The sequence below is a fragment of the Burkholderia sp. 9779_493 genome (genome assembly GCF_015712215.1).
GTDB lineage: Bacteria > Pseudomonadota > Gammaproteobacteria > Burkholderiales > Burkholderiaceae > Burkholderia > Burkholderia cenocepacia.
In genome coordinates this window covers 48,148-69,998 of record NZ_JACCQA010000003.1, presented here as the reverse complement: position 1 = coordinate 69,998, position 21,851 = coordinate 48,148, and the positions used below count along the sequence as shown (strand labels likewise).

The 21,851-nt window shown below is 68.2% G+C and carries 21 protein-coding genes; 18 read left to right on the top strand and 3 right to left on the bottom strand.

The features are described 5' to 3' along the window. Window positions 1-139: 139 nt before the first annotated feature. Complete coding sequence (locus tag H0X95_RS03460; protein WP_059720818.1) at window positions 140-1,000, top strand: LysR family transcriptional regulator; 861 nt, start codon at window positions 140-142, stop codon at window positions 998-1,000. A 60-nt stretch (window positions 1,001-1,060) separates the two neighbouring features. Here the strand turns inward: H0X95_RS03460 and H0X95_RS03455 are convergent, their stop codons facing one another. After that, entirely contained in the window at window positions 1,061-1,411 is a 351-nt protein-coding gene (locus H0X95_RS03455; protein ID WP_006483121.1) for a VOC family protein, read from the bottom strand. A gap of 260 nt (window positions 1,412-1,671) precedes the next feature. Here H0X95_RS03455 and H0X95_RS03450 point away from each other — a divergent pair, with 260 nt between their 5' ends. From H0X95_RS03450 to H0X95_RS03420, 7 genes are all read left to right on the top strand, one after another. Further along, window positions 1,672-2,811 carry an LLM class flavin-dependent oxidoreductase gene (locus H0X95_RS03450; RefSeq protein WP_006493091.1) on the top strand — a complete coding sequence of 380 codons (1,140 nt, stop codon included), beginning with the start codon at window positions 1,672-1,674 and terminating at the stop codon, window positions 2,809-2,811. 163 nt (window positions 2,812-2,974) lie between these two features. Beyond that, window positions 2,975-4,168: an acyl-CoA dehydrogenase family protein gene (locus tag H0X95_RS03445; protein WP_059720819.1), complete on the top strand. Its 1,194-nt coding sequence runs from the start codon at window positions 2,975-2,977 to the stop codon at window positions 4,166-4,168. Between the two features lie 10 nt (window positions 4,169-4,178). Further along, on the top strand, window positions 4,179-5,939 hold the full coding sequence (locus H0X95_RS03440) for an FAD-dependent oxidoreductase (RefSeq protein ID WP_059720820.1): 1,761 nt from the start codon (window positions 4,179-4,181) through the stop codon (window positions 5,937-5,939). After that, window positions 5,936-6,454, top strand: coding sequence for a flavin reductase family protein (locus H0X95_RS03435; RefSeq protein ID WP_006483126.1), 519 nt, complete (start codon window positions 5,936-5,938; stop codon window positions 6,452-6,454). The genes H0X95_RS03440 and H0X95_RS03435 overlap by 4 nt, the downstream gene beginning before the upstream one ends. A 15-nt stretch (window positions 6,455-6,469) precedes the next feature. After that, window positions 6,470-7,519 carry a ferredoxin--NADP reductase gene (locus H0X95_RS03430; RefSeq protein ID WP_059720821.1) on the top strand — a complete coding sequence of 350 codons (1,050 nt, stop codon included), beginning with the start codon at window positions 6,470-6,472 and terminating at the stop codon, window positions 7,517-7,519. Window positions 7,520-7,557: 38 nt separating this feature from the next. Beyond that, the gene (locus tag H0X95_RS03425) at window positions 7,558-9,144 is read left to right on the top strand and encodes a FadD3 family acyl-CoA ligase (RefSeq protein ID WP_034202281.1); all 1,587 of its coding nucleotides are present in this window, start codon (window positions 7,558-7,560) and stop codon (window positions 9,142-9,144) included. Between the two features lie 34 nt (window positions 9,145-9,178). Next, entirely contained in the window at window positions 9,179-9,952 is a 774-nt protein-coding gene (locus H0X95_RS03420; protein ID WP_059720822.1) for an SDR family NAD(P)-dependent oxidoreductase, read from the top strand. 54 nt (window positions 9,953-10,006) lie between these two features. Here the strand turns inward: H0X95_RS03420 and H0X95_RS03415 are convergent, their stop codons facing one another. Continuing rightward, a complete protein-coding gene (locus H0X95_RS03415; RefSeq protein WP_077214643.1) occupies window positions 10,007-10,696 on the bottom strand; it encodes a hypothetical protein in 690 nt (229 codons plus the stop codon). 1,181 nt (window positions 10,697-11,877) lie between these two features. Between H0X95_RS03415 and H0X95_RS03410 the strand changes: the two genes are divergently transcribed. Next, window positions 11,878-12,555: a hypothetical protein gene (locus H0X95_RS03410; protein WP_077176171.1), complete on the top strand. Its 678-nt coding sequence runs from the start codon at window positions 11,878-11,880 to the stop codon at window positions 12,553-12,555. 10 nt (window positions 12,556-12,565) lie between these two features. Here H0X95_RS03410 and H0X95_RS03405 read toward each other — a convergent pair whose 3' ends face one another. Further along, window positions 12,566-13,792: an acyltransferase family protein gene (locus tag H0X95_RS03405; protein ID WP_048988176.1), complete on the bottom strand. Its 1,227-nt coding sequence runs from the start codon at window positions 13,790-13,792 to the stop codon at window positions 12,566-12,568. A 492-nt stretch (window positions 13,793-14,284) separates the two neighbouring features. Here H0X95_RS03405 and H0X95_RS03400 point away from each other — a divergent pair, with 492 nt between their 5' ends. The 9 genes from H0X95_RS03400 to H0X95_RS03360 all read left to right on the top strand — a co-directional run bounded on the left by H0X95_RS03400 (window position 14,285) and on the right by H0X95_RS03360 (window position 21,818). After that, complete coding sequence (locus tag H0X95_RS03400) at window positions 14,285-14,521, top strand: FitA-like ribbon-helix-helix domain-containing protein (RefSeq protein ID WP_059720844.1); 237 nt, start codon at window positions 14,285-14,287, stop codon at window positions 14,519-14,521. Continuing rightward, entirely contained in the window at window positions 14,508-14,924 is a 417-nt protein-coding gene (locus H0X95_RS03395; protein WP_006481544.1) for a type II toxin-antitoxin system VapC family toxin, read from the top strand. Before H0X95_RS03400 ends, H0X95_RS03395 begins: the two co-directional genes overlap by 14 nt. Window positions 14,925-15,183: 259 nt before the next feature. Next, complete coding sequence (locus H0X95_RS03390) at window positions 15,184-16,080, top strand: VOC family protein (protein WP_058903174.1); 897 nt, start codon at window positions 15,184-15,186, stop codon at window positions 16,078-16,080. 9 nt (window positions 16,081-16,089) lie between these two features. Then, window positions 16,090-16,983, top strand: coding sequence for a CoA transferase subunit A (locus tag H0X95_RS03385; RefSeq protein ID WP_048988182.1), 894 nt, complete (start codon window positions 16,090-16,092; stop codon window positions 16,981-16,983). 10 nt (window positions 16,984-16,993) lie between these two features. Then, on the top strand, window positions 16,994-17,791 hold the full coding sequence (locus H0X95_RS03380) for a CoA-transferase subunit beta (protein WP_059720824.1): 798 nt from the start codon (window positions 16,994-16,996) through the stop codon (window positions 17,789-17,791). An 8-nt stretch (window positions 17,792-17,799) separates the two neighbouring features. Continuing rightward, a complete protein-coding gene (locus tag H0X95_RS03375) occupies window positions 17,800-18,720 on the top strand; it encodes an enoyl-CoA hydratase (protein WP_006481536.1) in 921 nt (306 codons plus the stop codon). Then, the gene (locus H0X95_RS03370) at window positions 18,717-19,817 is read left to right on the top strand and encodes an NAD(P)H-dependent flavin oxidoreductase (protein WP_059720825.1); all 1,101 of its coding nucleotides are present in this window, start codon (window positions 18,717-18,719) and stop codon (window positions 19,815-19,817) included. Before H0X95_RS03375 ends, H0X95_RS03370 begins: the two co-directional genes overlap by 4 nt. Before the next feature lie 19 nt (window positions 19,818-19,836). Beyond that, window positions 19,837-20,652, top strand: a complete 816-nt coding sequence (locus H0X95_RS03365; protein ID WP_034202288.1) for an enoyl-CoA hydratase family protein — start codon at window positions 19,837-19,839, stop codon at window positions 20,650-20,652. Beyond that, window positions 20,649-21,818, top strand: coding sequence for an acyl-CoA dehydrogenase family protein (locus H0X95_RS03360; protein WP_006481533.1), 1,170 nt, complete (start codon window positions 20,649-20,651; stop codon window positions 21,816-21,818). The genes H0X95_RS03365 and H0X95_RS03360 overlap by 4 nt, the downstream gene beginning before the upstream one ends. Window positions 21,819-21,851 lie beyond the last annotated feature (33 nt).

The window sequence follows — 21,851 nt, the reverse complement described above, 5'->3', positions numbered from 1 at the left end:
AAAGTCCGGCGGGCGGCGCCGCTGCGCGGTCGCGCGGCGCGTGCCGGACGTCGAGCGCTCGATGGTACCGATTCCGCTGGTCATCGGGAAGCCGCCTCAAGGCATTGACTGTCATCGGAAATGACGATGACAATGCGGGATGCTCAATCCCGTCTGGCTCAAGACGTTCGCGACCGTCACGAACTGCCGCAGCTTCACCGAAGCGGGCCGGCAGCTCGGGCTCAACCAGTCGAGCGTCAGCGAACACATCCGTCGCCTCGAAGAGAGCGTCGGCCGCCGGCTGTTCGTGCGCGATACCCATTCGATCGCGATGACGGCCGACGGCGAGGCGCTGCTCGTGCACGCGAACGTGATCCTGCAGGCGCTGAACCGCGCCGAATCGCAATTTCGCAAGCCGCGGCTGCAGGGGCGCGTGCGGCTCGGCGCGTCGGACGATCTCGCGCTCGTCGCGCTGCCGGAGGTGCTGGCCGGGTTCCGCGCCGCGCATCCCGATGTCGCGCTGGAAATCACCACCGGCATGACGAGCCGGCTCTACGCACTGATGGACGCGGGCGCGCTCGACCTGATGATCGGCAAGCGGCGGCTCGGCGAACGGCGCGGCACGCCGCTGCTGCGCGCGCGGCTCGAATGGGTCGCGCGGCCGGGCACCGTCGTCGATCTGGAGCGCCCGCTGCCGCTCGTGCTGGTGGCCGAGCCGAGCGTCACGCGCGCGGTGGTGCTGAACGCGCTCGCGGAAAAGGGCATCGGCTGGGAAGTCGTGTGTTCGAGCAGCAGCCAGCCGGGCTGCATCGCGGCCGCGCGCGCGGGGCTCGGGCTGACCGCGACGTCGCAGTACCTGTCCGCGCGGGGGCTGGCGCCGCCCGTGAACGGCGACGGGCTGCCCGCGCTGCCCGACGTCGAATTCATCGCGCTGGCCGCGAAGCGGCTCAGCCAGCCGGCCGGCACGTTGCTCGAACTGCTGGAAACCAGCGATCTGCGCGCGTCGGGCGCGGCCGCGTGACGCCGGCTACGCCCGCGCGGGATCCGGCGCACGTGCATCCGGCGGCCGCGCCGCGCATCGTCATGCCGACCGTTTCTGCGAAATCACCAGCAACGCGCCGTTCCTGTCCTCCAGCACCGCGCGGTATTCGTGCGGTCCGGCCTGCACGGGCACGCGCACCGATGCGCCGGCCTTCACGACCCGCGCCATCGCCGCATACAGGTCGTCGTCCTCGTCGACGCGCAGCGTGAGCGCCGCGCGCTCGACGATCTGCTCGTCGCCCGCGACCAGCGCGATCGTCAGCGGGCCGCCGTCGAGCGCGCAATAACGGTCGCCGTCGCGAAACTTCACGTTCAGGCCGAGCCCGTCGACGAACAGCGGCAACGCCGTGTCGATGTCGTCGACCGGATACAGCAGCATCGATACCTTCATCCCGGTTCTCCCTTGTCTTGATGTGGGCGGCGTGCAATGCGCCGTCGTCCGATGCTAGCGCGCCGCTCGCGTGCTCACGCAGTCCGATCGGATGACCGTGAAACCCCTCTGTCCCCGCGGGCGTCCGGCTACTCCGAACAGATGATGCCCGCGCCAGCCGGCGCGCCGACACTCCCATTCGTGGACCGTCGCTATTCGTCCGTATCGTGCGGGCGGCCTGCGCGACCCCGATTCGTCCAACAGACATGGAGACGCACGCAATGAAGTTTTCCCTCATCTACGAAGCCCAGACCACCGACGCGTCGCGCGAGGGCGACCACCGGGTGTTCAAGGAAACGGTCGAACAGGCGCTGCTCGCCGAGCAGGTCGGTTTCGACACGATCTGGTGCGTGGAACACACGTCGCTGACCAACTATGCGCACATGAGCGCGCCGGAAACCTTCCTCGCGTACCTGGCCGGCCGCACGACGCGCATCGGCCTCGGCCACGGCGTCGTGTGCCTGCCGCCGGCGATGAATCACCCGATCAAGGTGGCCGAGCGGGTCGCGTTGCTCGACATCCTGTCGGGTGGCCGCGTGCATTTCGGCGTCGGCAAGGGCGGCAGCCAGCAGGAAGCCGGCGCGTTCGGCTACGACCTCGACGCGCTGCAGCCGATGATCGACGAATCGATGTACCTCGTGCCGAAGATGTTCGTGCAGGACGAGATCGAGCACGACGGCCAGTACATCAAGATTCCGAAGCGCCCGATCCACCCGAAGCCGTTCCAGGACCCGCACCCGCCGATGTACCTCGCATGCACCAACACCGACGCGCTGCTGCGCGCCGGCCAGCGCGGGATGGGCGCGCTGGTGCTCGGCTTCGGCGGCCCCGACGAAGTCGCGAAGAAGAACGCGGTGTACCGCGACGCATGGGCGAACCGCAAACCGGAAGACCAGGTCGGCTTCCGCCCGACGCAGCACCTCGCCGCGCTGTGCCCGACGGTGGTGATGGCGGACGGCCAGGCGGCCCGCAAGATCGGCATCCGCGGCCAGCGCTACTTCATGGAATCGCTCGCGTACTGGTACACGGGCGGCGAGCGGCCGGACCCGGCGAAGTGGGGCGACGACCTCGTGCAGGCCGACACCGGCGAGATGGTGATCCGCTCGCGCTTCGCGTCGGAGGAAGTCGTCGTGAACTTCGCCGACCCGGCGCTCGCGATGATGAACCCGAACCACGCGTACGGCACGGTGGACGACTGCATCGGCTATGTCGGCCGCCTGCAGGCAGCCGGTGTCGACGAAGTGCTGTTCCTGTGCCAGATGGGTACGGTGCCGCACGAAGCGCAGATGGAGACGATCCGCAACATCGGCGAGCACGTGATTCCGTTCTTCAATCGCGAGAAGGAACGGGCCTGCGCGTGATGCACCGGGCCGCGCCCGTCGTCCGGTCGGACGATGCGGCGCGCTCGCGCGAAGCCGACCATCGGTGGTGGCGAGCATCGCCCGCGGCCAGGCCGCGCCGAACAACTTTGAACGGGAGCGGGGCGGGCGCCGCGGCGCCGCCCCCGTTCCACAGGAGACATTCGTGCATCGCGACAACGATTCGAACGCATTGGCCGCCACGCTGATCGCCCGGGCCGAGGCGCTGGCGCCGACGCTGGCCGGCCGCGCCGCGCACGCGCAAGCGCAGGGCCGCATCCCGGCCGAGACGATCGCCGACATGCAGGCCGCCGGCTTCTTCAAGGTGCTGCAGCCGAAACGTTACGGCGGCTACGAGCTCGATCCGCAGACCTTCTTCGAGATCCAGATGGCGCTCGCGCGCGGCTGCATGTCGACCGCGTGGGTGTACGGCGTGGTCGGCGTGCACAACTGGCAGCTCGCGCTGTTCGACGAACGCGCGCAGCAGGACGTGTGGGGCAACGATCCGGCGACGCTGATCGCGTCGACCTACATGCCGGTCGGCCGCGTGACGCCGGTGGACGGCGGCTTCCGGCTGTCGGGCCACTGGAAGTTCTCGAGCGGCAGCGAACTGTGCGAATGGGTGTTCCTCGGCGCGCTGGTGCCGCCGGCCGAGGCCGGCCAGCCGCCCGAATACCGCACCTTCCTGCTGCCGAAAGCCGACTACCGGATCGAGCAGGACTGGGACGTGCTCGGCCTGCGCGCGACGGGCAGCCACGACATCGTCGTCGACGACGCGTTCGTACCCGCGTACCGCACGCACAAGGCGATCGACGGGATGATGGGCACGAGCCCCGGGCTGGCGGTCAACGACGCGCCGCTGTTCAAGCTGCCGTTCGCGCAGATTTTCGTGCGTGCGGTGTGCACGTCGTGCATCGGCGCGCTGCAGGGTGCGCTCGACGATTTCACCGGCTATGCGGCGACGCGCGTGTCCGCCAACAGCGGCGCGAAGACGACCGACGATCCGGGCGCGCAGCACGCATGCGCGAACGCGGCGGTGGCGATCGACGAGATGAAGGTGCTGCTCCAGCGCAATTTCGCGGAACTGATGGCGTCGGTGACCGGCGGCCCGGCGGTGTCGATCGAGCGCCGCGTGCATTTCCGCTACCAGTCCGCGCAGGTCGCCGAACGCTGCGCGCAGGCCGCGAACGCGCTGCTGCGCTATGCGGGCGGCAACGGCATCTATCACCGCAATCCGCTGGTGCGCCGCTTCCTCGACCTGCATGCGGCCCGCGCGCACTACGCGAACAACGTGGACCGCTTCGGCCAGAACCTCGGCGCGGTGATGCTCGGCCGCGAGAACACCGATTTCTTCATCTGACGGGGCCAGGATGAACGACACGCAAGCACGGCAATACGCGTTCGACGTGGTGGTCGTCGGCTCGGGCGCGGGCGCGCTGCTCGCCGCGTGCCGCGCGGCCGACCACGGGCTGTCCGTCGTGGTGATCGAGAAGACGGCGCGGTACGGCGGCACGTCGGCGGTATCGGGCGGCGGCATCTGGGTGCCGTGCAATCACCATATCGCCGAACTCGGCGCGACCGACTCGCGCGACGCCGCGCGCCGCTATCTCGACGCGTGCACGGCCGGCGCCTCGACGCCAGACAAGCTCGATGCGTATCTCGACCGCGCGCCGGAGATGCTGCGCTATCTGGAATCGAAGACGCCCGTGCGCTATCAGGCGCTGCCGATGTACGCGGACTATTTCCAGAAGCTGCCGGGCGCGATGCCGGGGTATCGCGCGCTCGATCCGCTGCCATTCGACGGCGGGCTGCTCGGCGACGAGTTCGAGCGGCTGCGGCCGCCATCGCCCGGCACGCTGATCGGCGGGCGCGTCGCGGTGACGTCGAAGGAAGCGCATACGCTGTTCTCGCGCGGCCCCGGTTTCATGCGGCTCGCGATCGCGCAGTTCGGCCGCTACTGGCTCGATGTCGGCATGCGCCGCCGCACGCGGCGCGACCGGCGCCTGACGCTCGGCAATGCGCTGATCGGCGGGCTGCGTCGCGCACTGCTCGACCGTCACGTGCCCGTGTGGCTCGAGACGCCGATGCGCGACCTGCTCGAGGTGGACGGCCGCGTGACGGGCGTACGCGTGCAGCGCTTCGGACAGCCGGTGACGATCGCCGCGCGGCGCGGCGTGATCCTCGGCGCGGGCGGTTTCGAGCGCAACCAGCCGATGCGCGAACGTTACCTGCCGCAGCCGACCCGGACGCAGTGGAGCGCGACGCCGCCGTCCAACACGGGCGATGCGATTGCCGAAGGCCACCGGCTCGGCGGCGCGCTGGCGCTGATGGAGCACGTGTGGGGTGCGCCGACCGTCGGCGTCGCGGGCGAGGAGAAGCAGCGCGCGCTGTTCGTCGAACGCAACCTGCCAGGCTGCGTGATCGTCAACGGCCTCGGCCGGCGCTTCGTCAACGAGGCCGCGCCGTATTCCGAATTCGTGCCCGCGATGTATCGCGATCATGCGCGCACCGGCGCGAGCGTGCCGGCATGGATGGTGTTCGACGCGCGCTTTCGCCGCAAGTATCCGTGCGGGCCGATCATGCCGGCGTCGATGATGCCCGATTCGAGGATCCCGGATGCGTTTCGCGACGTGCTCGTGAAGGCCGACACGATCGACGCGCTGGCCGCGCGGATCGGCGTCGACGCGGCGGGGTTGCACGACACGCTGCGCGACATGGCGCGCTACGCGATCACCGGTGTCGACGAAGCGTTCGGCAAGGGCGACAACGCGTTCGACACGTATTACGGCGACCCGCGGAACCAGCCGAACCCGTGCCTGGGGCCGGTCGACCAGCCGCCGTTCTATGCGGTGCGGATCGACGCCGGCGACATCGGCACGAAGGGCGGGCTCGTCACCGACGCGCACGCCCGCGTGCTGCGCGCCGACGGCGAACCGATCGACGGCCTCTATGCGATCGGCAACAGCAGCGCATCGATGATGGGCGCGAGCTACCCCGGCGCGGGCTCGACGCTCGGTCCGGCGATGACCTTCGGGTATCTCGCCGCCGATCACCTGGCCGCCCGCGCGGCCGACGCCGGCGGGCGGTCCGCCCGGCCATCCACGACAGAACCTGACGGAGTCCGATCATGAGCGATCTCACCCCCCATCCGCTGCGCACCGACATGCTGCTCGCGATGCGTCGCCTCGCGCGTTCGGTCACGGTCATCAGCAGCGCGCACGACGGCCGGCGCTACTCGATGTCCGCGACGGCGGTCGATTCGCTGTCGACCGATCCGCCGTCGCTGCTGATCTGCATCAACCGCACCGCGTCGCTGTATCCGCCGCTCGATGCGGGCGCGCCATTCTGCGTGAACGTGCTGTCCGCGCGCCACGAAGGCATCGCGATCGACTGCAGCGGCCGCCTGAAGGGCGAAGCGCGCTTCACGACCGGCGACTGGCACACGTCGCCGCACGGCGTGCCGTATCTGCGCGATTCGCAGGCGAGCCTCGTGTGCGAGCAGGACGGCCGCTTCGAGTACGGCACACATACGGTGTTCATCGGGCGCATCCGCGAGGTGCTGATGAGCGGCGACGTCGATCCGCTCGTCTATCTCGACGGCGCCTATACGACACCCGGCGCGCCGGTGGCCCATGCGGCCGCGTGACGCAAGGAACCGGCGATGAGCGATTCACGCTTCCATCGGCTGACCGTGGCCGACGTGATTGCCGAAAGCGACGACGCGTGCTCGTTCGTGTTCGACGTGCCGGCCGCGTTGCGCGACGCGTTCGCGTACCGGCCGGGGCAGTTCCTGACGCTGAACGTGCCGTGCGCGGATGCGGCCGTCGCGCGCTGCTATTCGCTGTCCAGCGCACCCGGCATCGATGCGGCGCCGAAGATCACCGTCAAGCGCGTGCGTGACGGCCGCGCATCGAACTGGCTGTGCGATCGCGTGAAGGCGGGCGACGCGCTCGACGTGCTGCCGCCGGCCGGCGTGTTCACGCCGCGCACGCTCGACGCCGATTTGCTGTTGTTCGCGGGCGGCAGCGGCATCACGCCCGTGCTGTCGATCCTGAAATCGGCGCTCGTGCACGGCCGCGGGATGCTGACGCTGATCTATGCGAATCGCGACGAGCGTGCGGTGATTTTCCGTGACGAACTGCAGCAGCTCGCGCAGCGCCATCCGGGCCGCCTGCGCGTGATGCACTGGCTCGACAGCGTGCAGGGCATTCCGCAACAGCGCCATCTCGAGGAACTCGCGCGGCCGTTCAGCCAGCAGGAGACGTTCATCTGCGGGCCCGCGCTGTTCATGGAGAACGCGCTGGCCGCGATGCTCGGCCTCGGGCTGCCGCGTGCGCGCGTGCACGTCGAGCGGTTCGCGTCGCTGCCCGATGCGCCGGCGCAGGCAGGCGGCGCGCCGGTGGACGCGGCGCCGGCAACGTCGACGTCCGGTGCAGCTGCCGCGATCGAGACGGTGCTCGACGGCGACGCATTCGCGTTCGACGGCGCGCCCGGCGAAACGCTGCTCGACGCGATGCTGCGCGCGGGCGTCCCGGCGCCGAATTCGTGCCGGATGGGGCAATGCGGCGCGTGCATGTGCCGGATCGAGCGCGGCGCGGTCGCGCTCGACCGCAACCACGTGCTCGACGACGACGAGATCGCGGCCGGCTGGACGCTCGCCTGTTGCGCGCGGCCCGCGAGCGATGCGCTGCGCGTGGTGTTTCCCGACTGAGCCGTGGCGCGCTGGCGGCGCGCGCGGCAACCTGATCTATGACGATGGACAACGAAATCCTGACCACGCCCGCGCTGATCGCGCGGGCAGCCGCGCGCCACGGCGCGCATCCGGCGATCGAGTCGGAGCACGGCCGGCTGACCTACGCGGAACTCGACGCCGCGCGCATCGATGCGGCCCGCGCGCTGCTCGCGAGCGGCATCGATCCCGGCGACCGCATCGCGGTCTGGGCGCCGAACCTGCCGCAATGGATCGTCGCGGCGCTCGCGATCCATACCGTCGGCGCGGTCCTCGTGCCGGTCAATACGCGGATGAAGGGGATGGAGGTCGGCGGCATCCTGCACGACGGCGGTGCGCGGCTGCTGTTCTGCTGCGGCACCTTCCTCGGCGAATCCTATCCGGCGATGCTCGCGCCGCATCGGCCGGCGACGCTCGAGCGCGTCGTCGTGTTCGACGGCGAACCGCCATCGGGGGCGCACGACGAGACCTGGAACGCGTTTCTCGCGCGCGGCGCGGCGGTGCCGCTCGCCGCGGTGCGTGAACGCGAGGCGCAGGTCACGCCCGACACCGTGATGGACCTGATGTTCACCTCCGGCACGACGGGGCGCCCGAAAGGCGTGATGACCGCGCACGGCCAGAACCTGCGTGCCGCGCAGGCGTGGGCGGCGATCGCCGGCGTGCGCCCGGACGACCGTTACCTAATCGTCAATCCGTTCTTCCATACGTTCGGCTACAAGGCCGGCTGGCTCGCCGCGCTGTCGAGCGGCGCGACCGTGCTGCCGCATCTGGTGTTCCAGCCGGACGACGTGCTGCGGCGCGTCGCCGCCGACCGCGTGTCGGTGCTGCCCGGCCCGCCGACGCTGTACTACGCGCTGCTCGACGCGCCCGATCGCGCGACGCGCGATCTGTCGTCGCTGCGGATCGCGGTGACGGGGGCGGCTGCGATCGCGCCGAGCCTGATCGAGCGGATGCGCGCGGAGCTCGGTTTCGAGACGGTGCTGACCGGCTACGGGCTCACCGAGTCGTGCGGCTTCGCGACGCTGTGCCGCCAGGGCGACGATGCCGAGACGGTCGCCCGTACGTCGGGCCGGCCGATGCCGGACGTCGAGCTGCGCATCGCGGGGCCGGGCGGCGAGCCGCTCGGGCCGGACGAGACCGGCGAGATCTGGGTGCGCGGCTACAACGTGATGCGCGGCTACTTCAACCAGCCGGACGCCACGCGCGAGACCGTCGATGCGGCGGGCTGGCTGCATACGGGCGATCTCGGCTGCGTCGACGCGAACGGCAATCTGAAGATCACCGACCGTATCAAGGACATGTTCATCGTCGGTGGTTTCAACTGCTATCCGGCGGAGATCGAGCGGCTGCTCGCCGCGCATCCGGCGATCGCGCAGGTCGCGCTGGTCGGCGTGCCCGACACGCGGCTCGGCGAAGTCGGGCACGCCTATGTCGTGCTGCGGCCCGGCGCGCACGCCGATGCCGACGAACTGAACGACTGGGCGCGCCGCAACATGGCGAACTACAAGGTGCCGAGGTATTTCACGTTCGTCGCGCAACTGCCGACGAGCGCGGCCGGCAAGGTGCTGAAGTACCGACTGCGCGCGGCGACCGAGGCGGCGGCCTGAGCGAAGAAGCCACCACCCTGAACGGGATGAACGCATGAACGACAACGGATTTCCGGCGGGCGCGGTACTCGTGTTCGGTGGCAGCGGCGGCATCGGGCAGGGCGTCGCGCTCGAGTTCGCGCGCGCCGGTGTGCCGGTCGCGGTCGGTTACCGCAGCAAGGCCGACGTCGCCGAGCGCGTGGCGCGCGATATTCGCGGCGAGGGCGTCGCGGCCACCACGCACTGCGTGGACGTGACCGATCCCGCGCAGGTCGATGCCGCGCTCGCGGCGGCGATCGACGCGCATGGGCGCGTGCATACGGTCGTCTGGGCGGCGGGGCCATTCGTGAACCAGCGCCATATCGGCGACATGACGCACGACGACTGGCGCCGCGCGATCGACGTCGAGACGATCGGCTTCTTCGTCGCCGCGAAAGCCGCCCTGCCGCATTTCCGTGCGTCGGGCGGTGGTTCGTTCGTGACGCTCGGCTCGGCCGGCCATCTGCGCTGGCCCGATCGCGACGGGCTGTCGGTCGCGCCGAAGGCGGCGAACGAGGCGCTGATCAAGGGGCTGGCGCGCGAGGAAGGGCGTTACGACATTCGCGCGAATTCGATCCTGGTCGGCGTGATCGAGGCCGGGATGTTTCCGGTGCTGCTCGAACAGGGGCAGTTCGACCCGGCGTGGATCGACGAGACGCGGAAGATGCTCGCGCTCAAGCGCTGGGGCAAGGCGCGCGACGTGGGGCGCGCGGCGGTGTTTCTCGCGTCGGACCGGGCGGGTTACATCACCGGGCAGCAGTTGAACGTCTCGGGCGGGTACGGGTTGTAGCAAGCACGAAAAAGCCCGCTCGGATGAGCGGGCTTCGGATTGACTTACGGTGCATCAGTTATCTTGGGCAGTGACATCACCAGTTTGTGCAATCTTTGTCAGTATGCGTTTCTGGTATGCGTACCACGATGTCAGGCATTCCTTGTCGCGACAATTTTTCTCCCGGAAGTTCCACTGTTTGCGTGTTCGCTCAACAAACGCGGATTTATCGGTTGCGGCATCTTTCGCTTGCTGGTAAGTCGTGGCGAGATCCCGATCCGCTGCGGCAAGATCTGCATCGTGACAGATCAAAAATTCGGGAATCGACTTCGCTTTGGCGCAGTCGAAGCTCGTTTGTTGCAGCGGGGATGCCATCACATCGCTTGCGGCTTGGTTGGCGGGCGATTGAGTCACGGGAAAAGTCGATGGGGTCGACTCGGACGTACGTTGACCATAGGGAGTCAGTTGTCCCGACATCGCGTCTTCGATCATCGCGCCGATAAGCGAATTAGGTACAACCCGCACTGTTTCGGTCTTGAGAATCGAGTCGCCAGCCATGGTTTGCGATTTGGCGAAACTGCACGGAGCCTGACACGTGATACGGTTAGAAATGTTCGGATTGTCCTCGTCGACAAGCAGCAAAATATAGCTCCCCTCCCTCAGACCAACATAGCGCATCATGACAAGCGCTTTTGTTGCTTTTCCCGCTCTCACGTCGTCTTCGCTGAGCGCTGGCTCGTATCCATACGTGCCATCCTGACTCATCGCATAATGGTGTGAAGGAGGTAGGGGCGCAGGCGCAGCGACTACCGGCGGTGACGGTTGTTGCGCCTGGGCGCTATCGCTAGATGCGTTGGGGCTCGCCGCGGAAGATTGAATGTTGTCCGACTGTTTCGAATTACAACCGGCTACTACGGTTGCCACTAACAAAAGAAGTGCAAATCGATTCACAGTTTCCCCCGGTATTCGATTGGTCTAATTAATTGCCGCCGGCACATCCGAGTTACTAGAGAATCACTGCCTCACCAGCGGCCTTCTAGCGGTCGGGTCGATTGCCAAATCGGCTTGCGGTTGGCCGACGAATTGTACCAAGACACCCAGCTCACGTGTCGTCATAGGAAGCTCGTAAATCAGTACATCGTGATTGAGTTGGCATTACGGCGAAGTACGCTCGTATGCCCGACGCTGCAGTTGGGGCACGTTGTGAGGGCATGGCAATGCCAATCGTTCAATACGGCTGCAATTGTCTTTGTCCGGTCGTCGAGTGATCGATGTGTTCATCGGTCCGTTGCCGTCGTTTCGAATCATGTATTGAATCATCGACGGACAAGATGCATGCGCACGCATCGGTATTCACCCTGCCTCGTCACGCACGAGCGCGCATCAGCGCCGCTTGCGACCGGCACGAGGTCGCACTTTTGCAACGCTTTTTCAACGTATTCCTCCGCGCACGAGTGATCGCAACGGCGATCCGCGTGCGCTGACGGCCGTCCGGCCTCGTCGTGCCTGCGTCGCGCGATCGGCGCGAGAGGCCGCCTTTCGCGTGTTTCGGCGCCGCTCGCCGAATACGGATACGTTCCTGAAACATTTCCCCTCGTTTGCGATCCGCGCCACGCCCCGTCCCGATGGGTAGCGCTTCTTCCGCTTCGGTCCGCGCCGCATGGCACGCCCTTTGCGGTTCCCCCGATGTCGCCCGCGCAGACGCATTTCGCCAGAACGATCCGCGCATCGGCGGCATGTAACGACATCGAAACAGACGGGGAATCGGATCGGGTCGCGCGCGCCGTGTGCCACGGCGCCTGCGCAGCGCATGTCGTATCGGTCATGCGCACCGCGCAACGCGTCCCCGATCCGTCGAACAGCAAGCGTGCTTGCAAGGTGTCGTGCCGGGGTTCGCATCGCGCATCGCGACGAAGGTCGCGTGTGCGTCGCGTCGCGCCCGGCACATGTCGGGGGAGACGCCCGTGAAAACGACAGCGAACCAATGGGCAGCGGTCGCGGTGATGTTCGTCGCGAGCGCGCACGCGCAGGAAATCTACCTGCAGGGCGGCACGCAGGGCGTCGGCATCGGCGCGGCCGTGAGCTTCAATTCGATGCTGGGCGCGCACGCGGATTTCAACGCGATCAATCTGACGCATGACTTCACGGTGGCCGGCAACCGCTATCAGGACGACCTGAAGCTGCGCCAGGGCGGCATCTATGCGGACATCTTCCCGTGGCGAGGCAGCGGCTTTCGCGCGACGCTCGGGCTGCGCTTCAACGACGACGAGCTTCACGGCGTGTCGGTGCCGACCAACGGAACCTACGTGTTCGGCGGCAAGCGCTATCCGGCGCTGCCGGGGATGTACGCGGTCGCGGAAGCGCGCTATCCGACCGTGATGCCGTATGTCGGGATCGGCTACGGACATCGACCGGCGTCGAAAGGGCTCGGGTTCGTCGCCGACATCGGCGTCGCGTACGGGATACCGAAATGTTCGTACACGCTGTCGCCGGAACTGGCCGCGGCGGCCGGACCGGCGAAGAGCCAGGTACTGGTCGCGAGCGGGCTCGACTCGTTGCGGCAGATGATGTCGCGCTACCGGTGGTATCCGGTTCTGCAGATCGGCATCTCGTACCGCTTCTGAACGCGCCCGGTCACGGCGCGACCGTTTGGCGCTCGCGAGCGGGCTCGGCCGCGCGGCGTGCCGCGCGTGCGTCGTTGCGCTTCGCGATGAACGGATGCTCGACGTAGCGGTAAGTGAGCAGCGAACACAGGACGGCAACCAGCGCGCAGACGAGCGCGAGCGCCCAGATGCCCGAGTCGTCGGTCGAATTGATCGGGAACACGAACTTGTTGAATGCGTGAATGATCATGTACACGATCACCATGTGGATCATGTAGATGCTGAAACTCGCGGTGCCGAGCAGCGCGAGCGGGCGGGTCTTGAGCACGCCGTAGAACGTGTTCCCGCATGCGATGCAGAAGAACACTGGAAGCAGCGGCAGCGCGCCTGCGATCGAATAGCGTTCGGCTGGCGACGGCGACATCGCGAGGATCAGCAGCGCGACGGTCGCCGCCGCCTTCGTGGCGAGCCGCGCGCGGATCGCGGGGTGCCGCGACACCTCGTAGGCCACGGCGCCGAACGCGAACAGCAGCGCCATCCCGCCGGGCGGCCCGAACAGCGCGGCGCAGGCGAGGACGATCGCGAGCGCGAGCAGCTTGCGCCATGCACGCGTGGCGACGAACCATGCGAGAAACGGAACGGCGACGTAGAACCGCCATTCGTACGCGAGGGTCCACCAGACGCCGCTCAGATAGGGCGTGCGCGCCGCTCCGTTGATCGGGAACGCGCCGAACCAGCCGAGCGAAACGGTCTTGAGCAGATCGGCCAGCAACTGCCCCGGTGCGCCGACGGCGTTGCGGGGAAACCAGTAAAGCGTGCAGATGACGATGACGGCCGCATAAAACAGATAGAGCGGCGCGAGGCGTCGCACGCGCCCGACGAAGAAGGTCCGCACGTCGAGCGTGCCTCTGCATGCGCGCTCCCAGAACAGCAGCCCGGTGACCATGAAGAACATCGCGACGGGAATCGTCCCGAGATTGCGCAGGAAATCGGTGCCGGCGCCCCAGACGCCGGTCGACAGCAATGCCTGGTTGCACGCGAAGTGATGGAACACCACGGAGGTGGCCAGGATGCCTCGGAAGCCGTCGAGATTGCGGTAGCGCATCGACAGCGATTTGTCGACGGCCGCCCGGTAGAACGGCACGTGCCGGGCGACGCGCCACGCGATGATCGCCACGGCCGCCAGGCATGCCGGGAAGTAGAGTTTGTCGGGTGTCGGGGAGAACAGGGTTTGCAGGGCAGGCGTAACAAGGTCCACTGAAGAGCGTCTCGTGTCTTGGATCGGGATTTCAGGCACGGAGGGTCCGCGTCGATGCAAGGTCTTCTGCGCGCTTCGCACGGCGTTCGATCGCCGGTCTTGTCGTTCGATGGTATCAAACGATGTGCGACGGTCGCGGCTCGTTGTGCAACATGATGTTTCAGCGCGAACCGGTGCGACGCGCGTATCGGTCGCCGATGTCGCCAACGGCGGGTCGCGCCGCAAATTCCGTTCCTTGCCGCCGGACCTTCATCGTGGTCGACGCCACCCGACTGGCCATTTGGCCGGCTTCCGGATCGTCCCGCTCCGGCTTACCTTGAGCGACAGCAGTTCGATGCGTCGGGCCAGCGGCGGAAGGGTGACGAATTCCTGTCGTCCGCTGCCACGGGCTCACGCCGACTCCAGGGTCCGTCCGGTCAGGAAGGTGATAGCAATGCTTGCAATTTACCTTCATGACGCTATCATTGATAGCAAATCTGGATGGAGGTAATCATGGCAAATCTTCTGGTGCGTAACGTGGATGACACTCTCGTTCAATGCCTGCGCGAGCAGGCTGCGGCCAACGGCAGGAGCGCCGAGGCCGAACATCGAGCCATTCTGGCCGAAGCGCTCGGCCGGCCGAAGCGGCGCACATTCGCGCAAGTGCTGATGAGCATGCCGGAGGTGGGTGAAGACGCGGATTTCCAACGTGTTCAGGATTCAGGCGAGGTCAGGCGTGTTTTTGATTGATACGAACGTCATCAGCGAAATCAGGAAGGGCAAGCGAACCAACCGCGGCGTGAGGGCGTTCTTCAGGCAGGCCGAAGCGGACGCGAGCCCGCTTTACCTGTCCGTCGTGACGGTGGCCGAGCTGCGGCGCGGTGTCGATCTGATCCGTCATCGCGGCGATCACAGCCAGGCGTCGGCGCTCGAGGCCTGGCTGACGATGATCCTGTCCGGCTATGCGCCGAACATCCTGCCGGTCGATGTCGAAACCGGCCAGATGTGGGGGCATTTGCGCGTGCCCGATCCGACGCACGAACTCGACAAGCTGATCGCGGCCACCGCGTTGATCAACGATTTGACGGTCGTCACGCGCAACGTCGACGATTTCGCTCGCACCGGCGTCCGGTTGCTGAATCCGTTCGAGTAACGTCGCGGCAGGCGGCCTGCCGGTCGCGCGAAGCCGGGGCGGGCGGTGACCGCCCGGCAGGCGAACGCACCGCCCTGGCTGCCGTGACCGGCCGCCACCTTTCACCCGCCGAGCACCGAATCCTCCTGCGGCGCGCTTCCGCGCCGCCATCCCCGCCTTTTACCGCCCGTCCTCTCGTCCCAACAGACGATGTAACGCCACCCCCGACCGGCCAGAATCCTTTCACGAACAACGGATTCTGAACCAGGAGGAGGCCGACATGATCGATGTCCGTGCGCTGGGCTACGTCGTCGTCGAGGCGACGCGCGTCGATGCGTGGCGCCGCTACGCGGAAGACGTGCTGGGCATGCAGGCGCTCGACGCGCCCGACGGCGCGCTTTATCTGAAGATGGACGAGCGCGATTTCCGCTACGTGATCGTTCCCGGCGCGGCCGACCGCTATTTCGCATCGGGCTGGGAATTGCCCGACGGCGCCGCGTTCGACGCCGCGCTCGCGGCGCTGCAGCGCGCCGGCGTCGAGCCGGTGCGCGCCAGCCGCGACGAAGCCGCGTTGCGCCGCGTGCAGGCGATGGCGTGGTGCACCGATCCGTCCGGCAACCGCCACGAGCTGTACTGGGGCGCACGCTGCGACTTTCGCCGCTTCGTGTCGCCGCTGGGCGTCGCGCGTTTCGTCACCGGCGACATGGGGCTCGGCCACGCGGTGCTGCCCGCGCCGCAGTTCGACGCGACCGATGCGTTCGTGCGCGGCGTGCTCGGCTTCGAGCTGTCCGACATCTACCGCGTGAAGTTCACGCCGGACCCGGCCGAACCGGAAAAGCGAATCCATTTCATGCACTGCCGCAACGCGCGCCATCACAGCCTCGCGCTGTTCGAGATGGCCGTGCCGTCCGGCTGCGTGCACGTGATGGCCGAAGTCGATTCGATGGACGAAGTAGGCCGCGCGCTGGACCGCGTCGCCGCGCACGACGTGAAGATGTCCGCGACGCTCGGCCGGCACTGCAACGACCAGATGATCTCTTTCTACATGAAGACCCCCGGCGGCTTCGATCTCGAATACGGCTTCGGCGGCCTCACGGTCGACTGGTCGAAGCACGCGGTGTTCGAGGCCACGAAGGTGAGCCAGTGGGGCCACGATTTCAGCATCGGATACCGGTAAGCCAGCACGATGACGATGAAACCTCTCGACAAGACGATGTCCGCGCGCGACGTGGTCGCGCAACTCGCCGACGGCATGACGATCGGCATCGGCGGCTGGGGGCCGCGGCGCAAGCCGATGGCGCTGGTGCGCGAAATCGCGCGCTCGAACCTGAAGGACCTCACGATCGTCGCGTACGGCGGCGCCGACGTGGGCCTGCTGTGCGCGGCGGGCAAGGTGCGCAAGGTGGTGTTCGGCTTCGTGTCGCTCGACGTGATCCCGCTCGAGCCGCATTTCCGCCGCGCCCGCGAGCAGGGCCGCATCGACGTGCTCGAACTCGACGAAGGGATGCTGCAGCTCGGCCTGCGCGCGGCCGCCGCACGCCTGCCGTTCCTGCCGACGCGCGCCGGGCTCGGCACCGCGCTGCTCGATCACGCGCCGCAACTGCGCACGGTGCAGTCGCCGTACGACGACGGCGAGACGCTGCTCGCGATGCCGGCGATCGAACTCGACGTCGCGCTGCTGCACGTGAACGCGGCCGACCGGATGGGCAATACGCGTATCGACGGCCCCGATCCGTTCTTCGATGCGTGGATGGCGCGCGCCGCGCGGCGCTGCTACGTATCGGCGGAAACGGTCGATGCGTCGCTCGCGAGCGACGACCTCGACGCCGCGCGCCGCAATCCGTTCGAGCGCTCGCTCGTCACGGGCGTCGTGCACGCACCGGGTGGTGCGCATCCGACGTCGTGCGGGCCGGCCTACGGCTGGGACCTGCCGCACCTGCGCGCGTACTGCACCAGCGCGGAAGACGACGCCAGGACGGCGGCGTACCTGCGCGACGTGGTCGGCCAGGACGAACGTCAGTACCTCGAAGGCGTCGGCGGGCTGTCGCACGTGACGACGCTGCCGTTGCCGATTCTGTAAAGGAGCGCCTGTGAGCGAATCTCTCGACCATTCCCTCGCGGAACTGATGATCGTCGCGTCCGCGCGACTGTGGCGCGACGACGGCGAAGTGCTGGCGACCGGCATCGGTACGGGCCCGCGGCTCGCGGCCGGCCTCGCGCGGCTCGCGTACAACAACGGGTTGATGCTGACCGACGGCGAAGCGTATCTCGTCGAGGAGCCGGTGCCGCTCGGCCCGCGCCCCGACGGCTATCGCGTGAAGGCGAGCGGCTGGATGACCTACGAGCGCGTGTTCGACTGCCTGTGGCACGGGCGCCGCCATGCGCTGATGATGCCGACGCAGATCGATCGCTTCGGCCAGGCCAACATTTCGTGGCTCGGCGACGACTACGCGCACCCGAAAACCCAGTTGCTCGGCGCACGCGGCTTCCCCGGCAACACGACGAACCACGCGAACTCGTTCTTCGTCAGCGGCCATGGCAAGCGCACGTTCGTCGAACGCGAAGTCGACATGGTGTGCACGGTCGGCTACAACCCGGCGCGCCGGCTGCCCGGGATGAAGACCTTCGTCGACCTGCGCAGCATCGTCACCGACCTGTGCGTGATGGATTTCGGCGGGCCCGACCACGCGATCCGCGTGCGCTCGCTGCACCCGGGCGTGAGCTTCGACGAGGTGCAGGACGCGACCGGTTTCCCGCTGCTTGCCTCGCCGGACATCAGCACGACGGCAGCGCCGAACGCGGAAGACCTGCGCATCGTGCGCGCGCTCGATCCGCACAACCTGCGCGCGACGATCGTGCGCAACAATCCGGCGCCGCGCCGGGGATGAGGGCCGACATGGAAGCGACCCGGATGACGTTCGGCGACGGTGTCGTCGACTACGCGCTCGAGGACGGCATCGCGACGATCACGATGAACCGCCCCGACTACCACAACGCGCAGAACTCGAAGATGACGTATGCGCTCGACGCGGCGTTCCGGCGCGCGGCGCACGACGACGCGGTGAAGGCGATCGTGCTCGCGGGCGCCGGCAAGCATTTCTCGGCCGGTCACGACATCGGCACGCCGGGCCGCGACATCCACGAGTCGTTCGAGCGCGCGTCGCTGTGGTACGACCACGTCGACAAGGCAGGCGGCGAATTCCTCTATGCGCGCGAGCAGGAGGTGTATCTCGGCATGTGCCGGCGCTGGCGCGACCTGCCGAAGCCGACGATCGCGATGGTGCAGGGCGCGTGCATCGCCGGCGGGCTGATGCTCGCGTGGGTGTGCGACCTGATCGTCGCGTCGGAGGATGCGTTCTTTGCCGATCCGGTCGTGCGGATGGGGATTCCGGGCGTCGAGTATTTCGCCCACGCGTACGAGCTGAATCCGCGCATCGCGAAGGAATTCCTGTTTCTCGGCGAGCGGATGCCGGCCGAGCGCGCGTACCAGATGGGGATGGTCAACCGCGTGGTGCCGCGCGAGCGGCTGCGCGACGCGACCTACGCGATCGCCGCGAAGATCGCGACGATGCCGCGCCTCGGGCTCACGCTGACCAAGCAGGCGCTGAATCACGTCGAGGAACTGCAAGGCAAGCGCGCGGCGATGGACGCGGCGTTCGCGTGGCATCACTTCGCGCATGCGCACAACGAGCTCGTCAGCGGCGACCGCCTCGGCGGTTACGACGCCCGCAGCATGGCGAGCTCGCAACGCCAGCCGAACGGCGCGGACCGCGCGGACGCGCCGGCACCGGTCGCCGTCAACGGAGCCGCCGCATGAGCACGACACTTCACGGCCCGCTGCATACGCCGCTGTGCGACCTGCTCGGCTGCCGCTACCCGATCGTGCAGACCGCGATGGGCTGGGTGGCCGACGCGCGGCTCGCCGCCGCCACGAGCAACGCCGGCGGATTCGGCTTCCTGGCCGGGGCGACGCTCGAACCGGAGCAGGTCGAGGCCGAGATCCTGAAGGTGAAGTCGCTGACGGATCGGCCGTTCGGCATCAACTTCCACATGTTCCAGAAGAACGCCGCGCAGGTGGTCGATCTCGCGATCGAGCACCGGCTGCGCGCGGTCAGCTACGGGCGCGGCCCCGATGCGAAGACGATCCGTCGTTTCAAGGATGCCGGCATCGTCTGCATGCCGACCGTCGGCGCGCCGAAGCATGCGGCGAAGGCCGTCGAACTCGGCGCGGACATCGTGACGGTGCAGGGCGCGGAAGGCGGCGGCCACACGGGCGCGGTGCCGACCACGCTGCTGCTGCCGAAGGTGCTCGACGCGGTGCGCGTGCCGGTCGTCGCGGCCGGTGGCTTCTTCGACGGGCGCGGACTGGCGGCCGCGCTCGCGTACGGCGCGGCCGGCATCGCAATGGGGACGCGCTTCCTGATGAGCGCGGAATCGCCGGTGCCGCGCGCGACGCTCGAGCGCTACGTGGCGGTTGGCGACCCGGCGCGCATCCGCGTGTCGGACGCGCTCGACGGGCTGCCGCAACGAATGATCGACAACCCGTACCTGCTGAAGCTCGAACGCTTCGGCCCGCTGCGCCGCACGTGGTTCGCGCTGAAGACGGCCGACGCGTGGCGGCGCCAGAACGGGCTGAGCACGGCCGACATGCTCGGCCTCGCGATCAAGGCGCTGCGCTCGCACGACTACACGGCCAGCCAGACGCTGATGGCCGCGAACGCGCCGTTCCTGATCCAGCGCGCGATCGTCGAAGGCCGCCCCGACGAAGGCGTGCTGCCGAGCGGCCAGGCGGCCGCGATGATCGGCGCGATCGAATCGTGCGATGCACTGATCGCGCGAATCGTCGCGGAAGCCGGCGAGCGTCTCGACGCACTGGCCGCGTTGCGCGGCGCGGCAGCGACGCAGGCCGCATGACGAACATCACAGGGAGGCAATGGAGATGGCAGCAACCAATCAACCGGCCGGCGCGATGCCGTTCCGGATCGATCGCGCGGACGGCATCGCCGAGCTGGTGATCGCCCATCCGCCGGTGAACGCGCTCGACGCGCACGGCTGGCAGGCGCTGTCCCGCGCGCTCGACGCGCTCGGCGAGGACGACGACGTGCGCGTGATCGTCGTGCGCGGCGAAGGCCGCGGCTTTTGCGCGGGCGTCGACATCAAGGAGCTGGCCGCGCATCCGGAGCGGATCGTGGCGGTCAACGCGGGCAACTACGAGACGTTCCGCGCGGTGCACCGCAATCCGAAGCCGGTGATCGCGGCGGTGCACGGCTTCGTGCTCGGCGGCGGGATCGGCATCTGCGGCGCGGCGGACATCGTCGTCGCGGCCGACTGCGCGCGTTTCGGCGTGCCCGAGATCGACCGCGGCGCGATGGGCGGCGGCGCGCACCTGCAGCGGCTGTTCGGCGTGCAGAAGGTGCGCGCGATGTACTTCACCGGCGACATGATCGACGCGGCCGAAGCGTACCGGCTCGGCGCGCTCGAGCAGGTGGTGACGCGCGACGCGCTGCGCGACGCGGCGCTCGCGATCGCCCGCAAGATCGCCGCGAAGAGCCCGGCGATGGTGCGGCTCGCGAAGGAGGCGCTGAACGGCGTCGAGGACGGCGATCTCGAAGACAAGTACCGCTGGGAGCAGGGCTTCACGCTGCAGGCGTACATGACGAACGATTCGACGGAAGCGCGCGCCGCGTTCGTCGAGAAGCGCGACGCGCATTTCGACGCACGCGCCAGCGCCGCGGAGGCACGCGCATGAACCTGACCTATACGCCGCAACAGCAGGCGTTTCGCGCGGAAATCCGCGCATGGCTCGCCGCGCACGTGCCGCGCGAGCGGCTGCCGAGCTTCGACACCGAGGCAGGCTTCGCCGCGCACCGCCAATGGGAGCGCACGCTGCACTCGGGCCGCTGGAGCATGGTCACGTGGCCGCGCGAGCTGGGCGGGCGCGGCTGCGACCTGATCGAATGGCTGATCTTCGAGGAAGAGTACTGGCGCGCGGATGCGCCGATGCGCGTGAACCAGAACGGCATCTTCCTGCTCGGGCCGACGTTGATGGATTTCGGCACGGATGCGCAGAAGGCGCGCTTCCTGCCTGCGATGGCGGCCGGCGAGCACGTGTGGGCGCAGGGCTGGTCGGAGCCGAACGCGGGCTCGGACATGGCCGCGATCCGCACGACCGCCACCCGGATCGGCGACGAATACGTGCTGAACGGCCAGAAGATCTGGTCGACCCGCGCGGTGTGGGCCGACTGGCTGTTCGGGCTGTTCCGCAGCGATCCCGAATCGACGCGTCACCACGGCTTGACGTTCCTGATGGTGCCGCTGTCCGCGCCCGGCATCACGGTGCGGCCGATCCGCCAGCTGAACGGGCAGACCGGTTTCGCGGAGATTTTCTTCGACGACGTGCGCGTGCCGGTCGAGAACCGGCTCGCGGCCGAAGGCGCCGGCTGGCAGGTCGCGATGGCGACGGCCGGTTTCGAGCGCGGGCTGATGCTGCGTTCGCCCGCGCGCTTCCAGCGCACCGCGCAGGCGTTGCGCGACCTGTATCTCGCGCACCGCGACAGCGCGGACCGCGATCCGACGCTGCGCGAACGCGTGGTGCAGGCCTGGATGGACGCGCAGGCGTATGCGCTGTCGACCTATGCGACCGCGAGCCGGCTGCTGAAGGGCGGCCACATCGGCGCGGAGTCGAGCACCAACAAGGTGTTCTGGTCGGAGCTCGACCTGCGCATGCATCAGACCGCGCTCGACATCCTCGGCGCGCATGGCGAGGTCGTCCCGCAGACGGCCGCGCAGCACGCGACGCTCGGCCACTGGCTCGACGGTTTCCTGTTCGCGCAGGCCGGCACGATCTACGCGGGCACCAACGAGATCCAGCGCAACATCGTCGCCGAACGGATGCTCGGCATGCCGCGCGCGTAAGCGCGCCGGCGACACTCACTGAACGGACATCGT